Origin of the sequence: Acinetobacter sp. HR7 (genome assembly GCF_000773685.1) — a bacterium.
GTDB lineage: Bacteria > Pseudomonadota > Gammaproteobacteria > Pseudomonadales > Moraxellaceae > Acinetobacter > Acinetobacter thermotolerans.
In genome coordinates this window covers 1-14666 of sequence record NZ_JPQO01000086.1, presented here as the reverse complement: position 1 = coordinate 14666, position 14666 = coordinate 1, and the positions used below count along the sequence as shown (strand labels likewise).

Here is a 14666-nt window from a genome sequence, read left to right as displayed (position 1 = left end):
AATTGTGTAGATACCTATGCTCTTAAAAGGAGGGAAGACTCCTTTTACAAATTAGATTTATTTTTCCAAACTCGCTTTAAACAGCTGCATCGCCTGACCACGGTGACTGATTTTATTCTTCTCTTCCTTGCTCATTTCAGCACTCGCAATACCCAGTTCAGGTAACCAGAACAATGGGTCATAACCAAAACCATTTTCACCGCGTGGTGCTTCCAGAATTTCACCTTTCCAGATGCCCTGGAAAATTTGTGGCAATGGATCTTCTGCATGTTGTACCAGTACCAGTACACACACGAACATACCCTCAATCGCTTCGCCGTCTTTGCGGAGTGGTTTTAGGTCAGCCAGTAATTTTTCATTGTTCGCAGCATCATTGCCATGTTCACCTGCATAACGTGCTGAATAGATGCCCGGTGCACCACCAAGAACAGGCACGCAGATACCAGAGTCATCTGCAATCGCTGGTTTGCCAGAAATCTTAGAGGCATGACGTGCTTTGATAATGGCATTTTCAACAAAGCTCAAACCATCCTCAACGGCATCTTCAATATTTAGTTTGCCTTGAGGAACCACTTCAACCGGTAATTTTAGCTCGGCAAACATCTTTTTAAACTCGGCAATTTTGCCCTTGTTGTTACTTGCTAGTACCAGTGTGCCTTGGGATAACCAGTCAGTTGAAGCCATATCAATTACTCTGAATTTAAAAAACGGGCTTATTTTAACAACCCCTAGACCCAAACAGCCAATAAAAAAGCACCCGAAGGTGCCTTTTAATAAATTCAGTTTATTGTGCCTGAATCCATTTATCTGCACGGTCACGCGCCTGACGGATCTGTTCTTGAGTTAAGTTGGCTGCTAGAGCAGTTTTCTTACCCTCAGAAAGCGTAATCACTTTATTGTCCAGCATGCCATCACGGGTAGAGAGTTCATACCACTGGTAAGCACCCATATAGTTTTTCTTCTTCTCTTCCATCATCGCCAGGTTAAAGCTGGCACGGTTGTCGCCACGGCTGGCTGCCTTCTCAAAATATTGGCGTGCTAAAGCTTCATCTTTCTTGGTGCCAATACCATCTGCCAGCATACGTCCCACATTCAGCTGAGCCACTGCCAGGCCCTGGTCTGCAGCTGCTTTGTACCAGGCAAATGCCTGTTTTTCATCTTTCTGAATGTCTTTGCCATACTGGTAACGGGTCGCCAGATAGAACTGTGCAGCAGGCTGACCTGCTTTGGCAGACTTAATCAGACTGTTAATGTCCATCACGGAATACTGTGCGGCTTGGCTCGCCACAGAAGGAGCTGGAGCAACATAATCTGCATGGGTTTGAATACTAAAAAGTCCAGCCAGTAGCGTCGTACTTAGTAATAATTTTTTCATAGAGCGCTCACTCGATAAATTGCGACTTCACCAAACAGATTAGGGAGGTGCTTGCTGAGCATGCTGCCTTGTTGATCCCCATTTACAGCGAGTCGATTAATAATTTTGATGTTATTTTCCGCGCAAAGTGCTTCAAAGTCACGGAAGGTACATAAGTGGATGTTCGGCGTGTTATACCACATATACGGCAACGCTTCCGAAACAGGCATTTTCCCTTTGAGTGCCAGGAAAGAACGGGTCTTCCAATGAGCAAAGTTCGGGAAAGTAATAATCGCCTGTTTACCCACCCGCACCATATCGCGCAATAAAACGTCAGGTGCATCTACAGCTTGCAAAGCCTGTGCCATGACAACATAGTCAAAAGACTGGTCTGCAAAACGACTTAATCCCAGATTTAAGTCCTGCTGGATAATATTTAACCCGCGACTGACTGCAATTGCAATCTTTTCTTGATCGATTTCTAGCCCGTATGCACGAATATTGTGCTTTTTACTCATATGGGCCAGCAATTCACCATCACCACAACCTAAGTCAAGGACGCGTGAACCCGGGTTAATCCAACGTTCTGCCAATTGTTGATCAATACGCATTACACAGCCTCCTTCGGTGTTGATTTTAATAGTTCTTCACCACCCAGGAAGGCACGCAGTGACTTCACATATAGCGGAATAGGGAACAGGAAGGAGTCATGGCCCTGCTCAGCATCAATATCTACGTAGCTGACAGGCTTATGATTAGTAATGAGGGCATCCACGATTTCAACAGAACGTGAAGGTGAGAAACGCCAGTCAGTTGTGAAAGAGACTACCAGGAATTTACATTTGGTTTGGGCCATCGCTTTTACCAGTGACTGCTGATATTCACGTGATGGATCAAAGTAATCCAATGCCTTTGTCATGATCAGGTAGGTATTGGCATCGAAATTACGGCTAAATTGCTCGCCTTGATAGCGCAAATAGCTTTCCACCTGGAATTCCACATCGAAACCATACATAAATTTGCCGGACTTCAGGTCACGACCAAATTTCTGTTTCATGGCTTCTTCAGACAGGTAGGTAATATGACCGACCATACGCGCCAGAATCAGACCACGTTTTGGATAGCTGTCATGTTCTAAGTAACGGCCATGATAGAAATCCGGATCAGACAGAATGGACTGACGAGCCACTTCGTTAAAGGCAATATTCTGTGCAGACAGTTTCGGCGCACTGGCAATAATCACGCATTTTTGCAGACGGTCTGGATAATCCACTGACCATTGCAGCGCCTGCATGCCACCGAGTGAACCTCCGACAATGGCATACCAGATATCAATACCAAGACGATCAGATAGCATTGCCTGTGTTTTGACCCAGTCGCGTACTGTCACTAATGGAAAGTCTGGACCATAGGGGCGATTGTCATTTTCAGGGTTGGGTGAAGTTGGGCCAGTTGAGCCGTGACAGCCCCCAATATTATTGATCGCGACAACAAAGAACTTGGACGTATCAATGGCTTTACCCGGGCCAATACAGGAATCCCACCAGCCGGGTTTGCGGTCATCTTCGTGATGATAGCCGGCCGCATGGTGATGGCCTGACAAGGCATGGCAAATCAAAATGGCATTGGACTTATCGGCATTCAGTTCGCCATAAGTTTCTACCATCAGTTCGAAACGGGGGAGGATGCGTCCGCATTCAAGCTCTAGCGGCTCTTCAAATTGGAACTTTTGTGGGGTTACAAGGCCCACGGAGTCTGCAGGAAAAGACACGGGAATAATTCGCCTTAAATCTTTAGTATGAATAATAAAAGGATACCACTTGCGGGTATCCTTCTAAAGTCATTTTCGTACTATGGATGATTGTAAATTTTGATGCCGGGGTTTAGACGGCAGCAGCAATCACCTGTTCAGTGCTCAACACACCTTGCTCAATCAGACGGTTGGTGCATGCGATGATCGCTTCGATTGAAGAGGTGACGATGTTGTCATGTACACCTGCACCGAAGGCAGATTTACCTGTACCTTTCACTTGAAGTTCCACCAATGCCAAGGCTTTAGCATGTGCACCGGCACTGACACTGCGTTCTTCGTAGTTCACCACGTCGATTGGCAATTGCAATGCATCCATAATCGCAGAGATCGGACCATTACCTTCACCACGCAAGTGCTGAGTTTCGCCGTTGACTTCGATATCCAGTTCAACCACTTGTCTGCCATTTTCATCAGCCAACTTGTAGTTCTTCGCAGAATAATGTGCATCTTTTGCTGCAACATAAGTTTCTTTGAACAATTTCCAGATTTCAGTTGCACTGATTTCAGTACCGTCTTCATCAGTACGTTTCTGTACCACTTGCGAGAATTCGATTTGCAAGCGACGTGGCAAGATCACGTTGTAGTTAGATTCCAACAAGTAGGCGATACCACCTTTACCAGACTGTGAGTTGACACGAATCACGGCATCATAGTCGCGACCCAAGTCTTTTGGATCGATTGGCAAGTATGGCATATCCCAGATTTCTTCGTCTTTCTGGAACTCGAAACCTTTTTTGATCGCATCCTGATGCGAGCCTGAGAAAGCGGTGAACACCAAGTCACCTGCATATGGGTGGCGAGGGTGGACTGGCAAGCCTGTGCATTCTTCAACGGTGGCAATGATTTCGTTGATATTCGAGAAATCCAAGTTTGGTGCCACACCTTGGGTGTACATGTTCAAGGCAATCGCTGCCACGTCCACGTTACCAGTACGTTCACCATTACCGAATACACAACCTTCAACACGGTCAGCACCAGCCATGATTGCCAATTCAGATGCTGCGATACCACAACCACGGTCGTTATGGCAGTGTACAGAGATAATCACACCATCACGACGCTTGATGTTGCGGTGCATCCATTCCACCTGATCCGCGTAAACGTTTGGTGTAGACACTTCGACAGTCGCTGGCAAGTTCAAGATCACTTTATTGTCTGGAGATGCTTCCCAGATTTCAGTTACAGCATCACAAACGTCTTTTGCCACTTCCAATTCAGTTGCGGTGAAGCATTCTGGTGAATATTGGAATACCCATTCAGTTTCAGGACGAGTTGCTGCATATTCTTTTACTTTTTGTGCAGCATTGATTGCTAATTGTTTGGCACCTTCAACGTCCACATTCAATACTTTTTTACGGAATGTTGGAGAGTTAGAGTTATAGATGTGCACGATTGCGCGTTTTGCACCTTCCAACGCTTCGAATGTACGTTGAATCAAGTGGTCACGTGCTTGTACCAAAACTTCGATATACACGTCATCAGGAATATGACCTTCTTCGATCAACTTACGGGTAAAGTCGAAGTCGATTTGAGATGCAGACGGGAAACCGATTTCAATGTGTTTGAAACCGATTTTCACCAACATCTGGAACATTTTGAACTTCTGCTCGATGTTCATTGGCTCAAAGATCGCCTGGTTACCATCACGCAGGTCAGTACTCATCCAGATCGGCGCTTTAGTGATTTCATTGTTCGGCCATTGACGGTCTGGTAAGTCCACACGTTGATACATGCGACGGTATTTTTTACTTGGATCAGCCAACATCATGAGAGAGCTCCTTAAAGTAGCCTGGCATACCCTCTTGATTGAAGCGGTTGCTGGGTCTACATATAGATTTTGTCTATAAATCATTTACTGGCAGGTGAGGGTAACTTCGATCAATCCTTGGCTTTTAAGTCTTGATCATCGGGATCGACCGATGCACCTGTCTATACTTAAATTCTAGTCCAGAATACGTGAAAAGTTTTTGCTTTTTCTATGGATTTTAGTCTTATCTTTAAAAAGATTTTCTTATATTGATTTAAATTAGAAAATAATTTCTTTCAACTGCATATATGGTGTTTAATTTTCCTTGGATTATCCAATATAGCTAAATTTTTTCTTTTATATATTAGTGTTGCAATCCATATTTCACAATAACAGTTTTTCTCGGTTCAAACAGGACATAAGAAGGGTTAACCCAGATAAGTGAATAAGTTAAATTCCAAACATCTTCTTAGGTTTAGGCTACTATAAAAAACTATAAATAAAGGGCTGAATAAAATGAATCATTCCATCCCGCTAAATAGGCACTCCGGTTGAATATCCTTGATAGTTGCTGTGCCCATCAATGCCATGGTGATTTCAAATTCTTCTTTTAAAATTTTAATCACATGCGCTACGCCCAGTGCACCTGCCGTTGCCAGACCATAAATATAAGGACGGCCAATCAGCACTGCAGAAGCGCCTAAAGCAATGGCTTTGAATACATCCGAGCCACGACGGATGCCACCGTCATAAAGTAGTGGAAAATCCGTAGGCACCACCTTTTTAATCAGCTGCAAAGCAAGCAGTGGGGAAATGCAGGTGTCCAGCACACGACCGCCATGATTGGAAATAATTAGGCCTTTTACACCATGTTGAATCGCTAGCTGGGCATCGTGTGGATGCACAATCCCTTTCAGAATCACAGGTAAGTGAGTCTGCTGGACAATCCAGGCAATATCGTCCCAGGTTGGCGCAATTTTCATCAGACCATGAAAAACCGGATGATCACTCTCTTTTAATTCGGGCAGGGGAATATGCGTTGGCGTATGTGGATGTTGCATGCCTTCCGGTAAATGGAAAAAGGTACGACGTTCCCGGTCACGAATACCGGTATGTGGTGAATCTACCGTAATCACCAGCGCTGTATAATGGTGTGCTTCAGCCATTTTTACCAAGGCTAAAGATTTTTCCCGATCACCTTGCCAGTACAGCTGGAACCATTTGAGTGGATTGTCCTGTTTTAGTGCCCGCATATCGGTATTGGTGAAAGTACTGAGAATGATATTGCTGCCCATGACTTCTGCGGCAAGGGCAGAGGCGGCTTCGGCTTCAGGGTGAAACTGCTGCTGGTGTCCAATCGGTGCCAGGAAAATCGGATGCGGAAATTTCTGTCCGCAAATTTCAATTTCAGTGTTGCCTTGGGTTAGATCTTTCAGCATACGCGGCAGAAGCTGAATATTCTGAAACTGCTGTAAATTATCCCGGACACTGACTTCATCCATGGAGCCGCCTTGCAGATAATCCCAGACCATACTGGACAGATGTTTCTCTGCTTCAATTTCATAGTCTGCAATAGTTTGCAGATGGGCTGGAATCTGGTTCAGGGGCGGCAGGATATTTTTTTCAGTCATAGATGGCTCAGCTTTTATAAATGATCAGTGCGTAATTTAAATCTCAGCCCATTTACGGATCAGGTTATGGTACAGACTGGTGAGTTTCACCACTTCTGCATGCGTGTCACCGAGTTCTATTCTAAGATTCTGAATGCTCTGATCCAGATTAAACAGCATATATCGATTGGCATCATCACGAATCATGCTTTGCAGCCAGAAAAATGAAGCAATCCGGCATCCCTTTGTTACAGGTGTTACTTCATGCACGCTGGTCGAAGGATAGAGAATCATATCTCCTGCGGGCAGCTTGACTTCATGATAGCCATAAGTGTCTTCAACCACGAGTTCACCACCTTCATATTCTTCCGGTTCGCTTAGAAAAATGGTACAGGATAAATCGGTACGGATACGTTGATTAGTGCCTTGAATCCAGCGGATGGCATTATCGACATGAAAACCGAAAGTTTCGCCATTTTCATAGCGATTAAAATAAGGTGGCAAAATTTGTAGTGGAAGGGCAGCAGAAGTAAATAAGGGATTTTGCCCTAATGCTGCCAGAATAATGTCACCTAAATGTTGGGTTAAAGGGTGATCTTCTTGGAGCTGCTGGTTCTGTTTTACATTTGCGGAAAGTGATCCTGTGGTTTTCTTGCCATCGATCCATTCGACTTTCGCCATTTCATTGCGAAAATACTGAACCTGTTCTTTGCTTAGTACATTTGGAATATGGTGAATCACAGCAAGACCTTCCAGAAATATAATGAATTTTTATAATGACAGCATATACAAAAATAGCCTCTATGCAGAGGCTATTCTAGATAAAATCCCCTATATAAAATAAGGAATTTTGTTTCGCTTAATATTTAAAGTTCAGAGAAAGGACTGCGTTACGGCCTTCTGCTTCAGTTGCATAGTGAGATGCATAAGCTTTAGTGAAATAACGTTCATCGGTCAGGTTGTTGACATTCAGTTGTAAATCAACATTTTTGTTCACGTTATAACGTGCCATAGCATCGTAGCGGACATAGCCTGGTACATATTTAGTATTCGCTAAATCACCATAGACTTTATCCATTGCCACTGCACCCGCACCAATAGTGAAGGCAGGAGTTAAGTCATAAGTCGTCCAAAGTGTGGCACTGTTTTTAGGAACGTTTGGCATTTGGTTGCCATTGTAAACAGTTTGATCTGTACAATTGGTACCACGACAGCTCACACCATTTTTAGTAGATTCACTATCTAAATATGTATAACCCAGAGAAGCAGCCCATTTATCAGTGATATTGCCATTTAAGCCGAGTTCAAAACCGTCTACTTTACTTTCGCCGATATTTGCATAGGTGGTTGAATCAAGCTGGATGCGAGCATTCTGTTTTTCAGTACGGAAAATTGCAGCAGTTAAATTTAAACGATCATCGAATAAATCCCACTTAGTGCCAACTTCAAATGTACGGCTTTCTTCTGGGTCTAAGTTGCTGTAATTAGCACCAATACCTTCAGATCCATCACCTGCATCTACGCCTACAGGGTTAGCTGAAGTTGCATAGCTTGCGTAGATTGAACCATTTTCAACAGGCTTGAAAGTTACACCTGCTTGGTAGGTGAAAAAGTCGGTATCGCTTTCGGTCGTAACCTGATCACCAGCTTGTGCTGTTGGTGGAGTCGTTGCTGATCCTAAGACAGCACTGTTACGAGCACCATAAGTCATGGTTTGCTCTGTATCAAATTTATCCCAGCGAAGACCTAGGTCAAAAATCCATTGAGGATTAAATTCAATACTGTCTAAGAAATAGATCGAGGTAGATTTAGTTTTGGTGTTGTATTGGTCAGCACCTTCTGTGCTAATTGTACCAGTCCATGGGCCTCGGTTAGGATTGTGAACTGGAGTACACCAACCTGCAGGAGCAGTAGCAGGACACGTTTCATAAGCACTACCAGTAGCATTTAAGCCGTTGATAATGTACTGAGTACGATCATTTTCTTGGTCAGAATATTCGGCACCCAAGTTAAAGCTATGTTGTAGTGAACCAGTATTGAATTTACCAGTAAGTGCTAATTGATCGGTAAAAGTATCCGTATCAGCTACACGTGAATTTGCTCGTGCAAAAACACTATTGTTTAGGTAAATATTACCCTTTGAGTCATCAGGATTGGTCCACAGATAATCATTTTTAGATTTACTGTATGACGCAATATTTGAGATGGTTAGGTTATCAGTTAAATCATGTTCAAGTTTGATTGTGCCAATCTGGTTTTCCTGTTTCTGGAAATCACGATCTTCCCAGCCATAGTAAACGCCTTGTTTAACATTAATTGGTTTACCATTGCCATTTAATCCTGCATTTGCGTTGGTTGCAGCAAATGGATTGTTATAAGGCACACCAGAGTCAGGAGTATCATCAGATTTTAAATAGTAATAACTTAAGGTCGCCCGGGTAGGGGTATCCAGGCCAAAAGTAATACTTGGCGCAATACCTGCACGTTTATATTCAGCACCATCTTTCTGACCGGCTTTTTCATTATGATGACCCATCACCGCCACACGTGCGGCAATGCCGTTACCAAAGTCTTTGTTACCATCCAAAGTAATACGTTGGTAATTATCTGTACCCCCTGCAACAGAACCTTCTAAAGAGTCACCTGCTTTAGCCACTTTAGAAATCATGTTAATGCTACCGCCAGTCGTACCGGCACCACCCATAGCAGATGCAGAACCTTTGGTCACTTCAACCTGTTCTACTGCAAACATTTCACGGTTTTGTGAGGTTGCACTACGCACGCCATCGACATACATCGAGCTTTCAGAGTTATAGCCACGAATAAACGGACGGTCACCATTTGGGTTGCCACCTTCACCAGCACCTAGGGTAATACCAGGTACATTACGTAAAGCATCGCTTAAAGTTGTAACTTGAGTATCTTCAATGATTTGTTTAGAAATCACCGATACAGATTTAGGCGTATCCAATAACGGTGCAACAAATTTCTTATTTGCTGAATTATCTACTTTTAAGCCTTGTTCTTTTTCAGCCGCAACTTCTTGATGGATCGTTTCAAGTTGAATAACTTGATCTTCCGCAACGGCGTTCATTGCGATCATAGAGAGAGATGACGCGATCGCAGAGGAAACGATTTTTTTACGTGACTTGATGAATGACATGTGGAACCCGAAGGATGCTTATTTGTGTATGCGAATAATAATGATTATTATTTAATTTAAGAATTGCATATCCATAGTTAATGACTATTAATATTTAATATTTAAATGGTTTATTGAATTAAATATCATAAGAATCACATATAAGTTTTTGTATTTTATATAAATCTAATTAATAGATAGTTATTGTGTTTTTTATTGGGAATTCTAAGGATTTCATTTTTGATAACTAAAATAAACGAAATCTTCTTAAAAACTCTATAAAAAGCTGTAATCGCCTGTAGAGCTCCATTTAAATTTGAAGAATCTTTATCCTGGATTAAAATAATTTGGCTAAAAATCCGATTTGAACCAAAAAGGGCAGACTTTTAAGAAAAATTGCTATTTAAAGCAGCAAAAACGCGGTTTATGACGTTGTGTTTTGTATATCTGGAAATGTTGTCATATAATGTGGCACATTTTTATAAACCTGTTATTACCAAAATATAGAGGAAGCCATGCAAGTAACTTCTGAAGCGGTTTCGGGCGTTGCCCGTCGTTTAAACGTATCTGTACCGACGAGCCGTATTAATGAGCAATTTGAAGCTCGCTTGAAACGCACAGCTAAGACTGCGAAAATCAACGGCTTCCGTCCAGGTAAAGTGCCTCTAAACGTAATTCGTCGTGAATACGGTGCTGGTATCTACCAAGAAGTTGTGAACGACATCATCCGTGACACAGTTTTCGAAGCAATCCAACAAGAGAAAATCAACGCTGTTGGTATGCCAAACATCGAAAAAACTGAAATGAAAGATGATGCTTTAGTTTATGAAGCAACTGTAGAAGTTTACCCAGAAGTTGAAGTGAAATTCGACGGTCTGGAAATCGAACGCAACGCTGCTGAAGTAAACGACAAAGACGTTGAGAAGATGATTGAAAATCTTCAAAAACAACGTGCTTCTTGGGTTGAAACTAAAGGCATGGCGAAAAAAGACATGCAAGTCACTTTCGACTTTGAAGGTTCTATCGACGGCGAAAAATTCGAAGGCGGTTCAGCTCAAGACTTTAAACTAGTACTTGGTTCTGGTCGTATGATCCCTGGCTTCGAAGATGGCATCATCGGTATGAAGAAAGGCGAAGAGAAAGTTATCGACGTAACTTTCCCAGAAGATTACCAAGCTGAAAACCTGGCTGGTAAACAAGCTCAATTCAAAATCACTGTGAAACTTGTTGAAAAACAAAAACTTCCAGAAGTTGATGCTGAATTCCTGCAAATCTTCGGTATCTCTGAAGAAGACGGCGTTGAAAAACTGAAAGCTGACGTTCGCAAAAACATGGAACGTGAAGTGAAAAACGGTCTTCGCAATCAAGTGAAAGCAGCAACTTTCGATGCGCTTGTAGCAGCGAACGAAGTTGAAATTCCAGCAGCTATGCTGACTCAAGAAATTGACCGTCAACGTCAACAAATGATCCAGCAGTTCACTCAACAGTTCGGTGCTCAAGGTGCGAAAGCATTTGATTCAAGCATGCTTCCAGATGAGCTGTTCAAAGAACAAGCTGAAAAATCTGTGAAACTTGGCGTACTGGTAAGCAAAGTACTTGCTGATGCGAAAATCGAAGTAGATCAAGCACGTGTAGAAGCTTATATCGAAGACATGGCTTCTTCTTACGAAGATCCAAATGAAGTGATTGAATACTTCAAAAATGACAAGCAACAACGTGCTCAAATCGAAGCTGTTGTTCTTGAAGACCAAGTTGTTGATCACATCCTAGCTGCTGCTAAAGTGACTGACAAACAGGTTAGCTATGAAGACCTATTGAAAGCTCAGCAAGCTCGCCAGCAAGGCTAAGTTCAGCTGAACTGAAAAAGGCGCTTTATGCGCCTTTTTTTAATACTTTAGCTTTCATTGACCTAATCAGTTTTTCACAAAACTAATGCAAAAAATATCATGGAATTTGTGGCGAATATTTTGCAATTTAGCCAATTATCCCTCATATTGTAATTATGGGTTAAGTCACAAAAAATTTAGGAATAAATAAACGTATGTATGTTCCAGCGATTGAAAACGCTTTAGTTCCAGTGGTGGTAGAACAGTCATCTCGTGGTGAACGTTCTTTTGATATTTATTCACGTCTTTTACGTGAGCGGGTAATTTTCTTATCTGGTGAAGTTGAAGATCACATGGCCAACCTGATCGTTGCGCAAATGCTGTTCTTGGAAGCGGAGAATCCTGACAAGGATATCCACCTCTACATTAACTCACCAGGTGGTTCGGTGACTGCGGGTATGGCAATTTACGATACCATGCAATTCATCAAACCGGATGTTGTGACTTACTGTATGGGTCAGGCAGCATCAATGGGTGCATTCCTGCTGAATGCGGGCGCGAAAGGCAAACGTTATTGCCTTGAAAATGCTCGTGTCATGATTCACCAGCCATTGGGCGGTTTTAAAGGCCAAGCCTCTGATATCGAAATCCATGCTCGTGAAATTCTGTTCATCAAGGAACGCTTAAACCGTTTGATGGCAGAACATAGTGGTCAGGACTTTGAAAAAGTCGCACGTGATACTGACCGTGATAACTTCATGACTGCTCAGCAAGCGAAAGAATATGGTCTCGTGGACGAAGTTCTCACGAAACGTCCATAAGTGTTAAAGATTGAGATATTGGAGAGACTATGTCCGAACATACTCAAGGACAAAAGCATTGTTCATTCTGCGGTAAAACGCAGTCTGAAGTCGGCAAACTGATTGCTGGCGAAGACGCCTACATTTGTAATGAATGTGTGGACGTATGCTTGGATTTGGTTCAAACCAGTCAGCAGGTCGAATCTGGTGATTGGGCGAATCGTCCTTTGCCGAAACCGCATGAAATCCGTGCGGCGCTGGATCAATATGTAATTGGTCAGGACGTAGCGAAAAAGACCCTGTCTGTTGCGGTATATAACCATTACAAGCGTCTGAAAGTGCAGACCAATGGTAAAAAACCGGATGATAGCGTTGAAATTGCCAAAAGTAATATTTTGCTGGTCGGTCCAACTGGTTCGGGTAAAACCCTACTGGCACAGACCCTTGCACGTTTGCTCGATGTACCATTTGCCATGGCAGATGCCACCACATTAACCGAAGCCGGTTATGTCGGTGAAGATGTGGAAAACATCGTACAGAAGCTGCTGCAAAAAGCTGACTACGATGTTGAGAAGGCGCAGAAGGGCATTATCTATATCGATGAAATCGACAAGATTACCCGTAAGTCTGAAAACCCATCCATCACCCGTGACGTATCGGGTGAGGGTGTACAGCAAGCCTTGCTGAAGATGATTGAAGGCACGGTTGCTTCTATTCCACCACAAGGTGGCCGTAAGCATCCGCAGCAAGAATTTATCCAGATTGATACCTCAAACATCCTGTTTATCTGTGGCGGTGCGTTCTCAGGTCTTGAGAAAATCGTGCAGCAGCGTCAGGAAAAAGGCGGTATTGGCTTTACTGCTGAAGTCCGTAACAAAGACGAAAGCAAGAAGCTGTCTGAACTGTTCCGTCAGGTAGAAGCAACTGACTTAGTGAAATTTGGTCTGATTCCAGAATTCATTGGTCGTTTGCCAGTCATTGCAACACTGGATGAACTGGATGAAGACGCATTGATGCAGATTCTGACTGAACCGAAGAATGCCTTGACCCGTCAGTACCAGCATCTGTTCGAGATGGAAGATGTAGACCTGGTATTTGAAGAATCTGCTTTACGTGCCGTGGCGAAAAAAGCGCTGGAACGTAATACGGGTGCACGTGGTCTGCGTTCGATTCTGGAAAATGCGTTGCTGGAAACCATGTATGACCTGCCAAGCCGTAAAGATGTCGGTACGGTAGTGATTACGGAAGCCGTGATTAATGGTGAAGCAGCACCGACTTTCCTGCCGGAACGTCAGCCAACTGAGGAACAGGCTGCGACACCCAAGGTCGACCTGAAAGTGGTGAATAGCAAGTCTGCTTAACTGCTATTCGTCAGAAACGTGCGAAAATGAACGGTTTTCGCACGTTTTTTTATTTGCAAAAAATAAACCCGATGTTACTCTCATCCCCTAGGGCGTGGATGCCTGATCAATAAGATGAAGATTGAATTAAATACCTGCATAAAATAATAAAGACGCAGTGAGGGAAAAGCATGCGTGGAGCTGCACTTGTATTCATCAGTTGTATGACCTTGATGGGCTGTCATTCGAAGCACGCTGTTCAGGAACAGCAACTCACATCAACACTGAAAAATATCGATCTGAGCGAAGAGCCGGGCTTTGTAGAGCAGCATCGAGTCGGTATGTTTACCATTGGTGGTTGGGTCAATCAAAAACTGGGTCAACGTTTTACACCAGTGAAGCCACAACATGAACAGGCAGCGGTGGTCTATTTATACCGTCCGGATTCGAAATGGAACCGTCAGGAAATTGTGGCCGCCAGCCTGTTTATTAATCAGGAACGCATTCCAAGCCTGCTGCATAACCATTATTACTGGCTTGAATTGCCACCGGGTAGCTATCGTCTGAGTACCAGTCGTCCACTCGGTGCAATGCATTTCCAGAAGCCGAAATATTTAGATTTCACCGTAGAGGAAGGGCAGTCGTATTTTATTAAATATGATGAGGAAAATATTTCCACACGCCGTACCCAGACCGGCCCATTGATGTTGATGCCTGAAAATATTGGTCTGAATGAAATTGCCTATACCCAGTTGAAATCTGATAGTTATAACTTTGTCGCAGAAGATCAGAATACTGGAAAAATACGTAAAAAAGCCCAGAAAATTAAAGCCGTGGAATATGATCCTTCCGAGGATGTACAGCTGACCACGCCATTTAAATTGTGGAATCCTTTGACCTGGTAATCATTGATTTAAAATTAGGCAAAAAAAAGCACCCTGAATGGGTAATGCCAGTCAGTTAAGCAAATATTAGTAAAATGTAGTAAAAATGAGTGTATGTAAATACGCTCATTTTTTTTTATGACTTTATCT

The 14666-nt window shown here is 43.1% G+C and carries 12 protein-coding genes; 4 read left to right on the top strand and 8 right to left on the bottom strand.

The window, feature by feature from the left end; translation table 11 throughout:
* Positions 1-57: 57 nt before the first annotated feature.
* The 8 genes from rdgB to GW12_RS05080 form a co-directional block, all read right to left on the bottom strand.
* Positions 58-684 (bottom strand): RdgB/HAM1 family non-canonical purine NTP pyrophosphatase, encoded by a 627-nt coding sequence (gene rdgB / locus GW12_RS05115; protein WP_034584370.1) that lies wholly within the window; start codon positions 682-684, stop codon positions 58-60.
* A gap of 100 nt (positions 685-784) precedes the next feature.
* Positions 785-1375, bottom strand: coding sequence for a tetratricopeptide repeat protein (locus tag GW12_RS05110; RefSeq protein WP_034584368.1), 591 nt, complete (start codon positions 1373-1375; stop codon positions 785-787).
* Positions 1372-1965 (bottom strand): methionine biosynthesis protein MetW, encoded by a 594-nt coding sequence (gene metW / locus GW12_RS05105; protein WP_034584366.1) that lies wholly within the window; start codon positions 1963-1965, stop codon positions 1372-1374. Before metW ends, GW12_RS05110 begins: the two co-directional genes overlap by 4 nt.
* A complete protein-coding gene (locus GW12_RS05100; protein WP_034584364.1) occupies positions 1965-3125 on the bottom strand; it encodes a homoserine O-acetyltransferase in 1161 nt (386 codons plus the stop codon). Before GW12_RS05100 ends, metW begins: the two co-directional genes overlap by 1 nt.
* Positions 3126-3237: 112 nt before the next feature.
* On the bottom strand, positions 3238-4935 hold the full coding sequence (gene leuA, locus GW12_RS05095; RefSeq protein WP_034584361.1) for a 2-isopropylmalate synthase: 1698 nt from the start codon (positions 4933-4935) through the stop codon (positions 3238-3240).
* 500 nt (positions 4936-5435) lie between these two features.
* Positions 5436-6545, bottom strand: coding sequence for an alpha-hydroxy acid oxidase (locus GW12_RS05090; protein ID WP_034584359.1), 1110 nt, complete (start codon positions 6543-6545; stop codon positions 5436-5438).
* A gap of 36 nt (positions 6546-6581) precedes the next feature.
* A complete protein-coding gene (locus GW12_RS05085; protein ID WP_034584358.1) occupies positions 6582-7265 on the bottom strand; it encodes a Fe2+-dependent dioxygenase in 684 nt (227 codons plus the stop codon).
* 118 nt (positions 7266-7383) lie between these two features.
* The gene (locus tag GW12_RS05080) at positions 7384-9687 is read right to left on the bottom strand and encodes a TonB-dependent siderophore receptor (protein WP_034584356.1); all 2304 of its coding nucleotides are present in this window, start codon (positions 9685-9687) and stop codon (positions 7384-7386) included.
* Positions 9688-10181: 494 nt separating this feature from the next.
* Between GW12_RS05080 and tig the strand changes: the two genes are divergently transcribed.
* The 4 genes from tig (at position 10182) to GW12_RS05060 (ending at position 14537) form a co-directional block, all read left to right on the top strand.
* A complete protein-coding gene (gene tig / locus GW12_RS05075) occupies positions 10182-11513 on the top strand; it encodes a trigger factor (RefSeq protein ID WP_034584354.1) in 1332 nt (443 codons plus the stop codon).
* 194 nt (positions 11514-11707) lie between these two features.
* The gene (gene clpP / locus GW12_RS05070; protein WP_034584353.1) at positions 11708-12313 is read left to right on the top strand and encodes an ATP-dependent Clp endopeptidase proteolytic subunit ClpP; all 606 of its coding nucleotides are present in this window, start codon (positions 11708-11710) and stop codon (positions 12311-12313) included.
* 29 nt (positions 12314-12342) lie between these two features.
* Positions 12343-13653: an ATP-dependent protease ATP-binding subunit ClpX gene (gene clpX / locus GW12_RS05065; RefSeq protein ID WP_034584351.1), complete on the top strand. Its 1311-nt coding sequence runs from the start codon at positions 12343-12345 to the stop codon at positions 13651-13653.
* A 170-nt stretch (positions 13654-13823) separates the two neighbouring features.
* Positions 13824-14537, top strand: a complete 714-nt coding sequence (locus GW12_RS05060) for a DUF2846 domain-containing protein (protein WP_034584349.1) — start codon at positions 13824-13826, stop codon at positions 14535-14537.
* Positions 14538-14666: the final 129 nt, after the last annotated feature.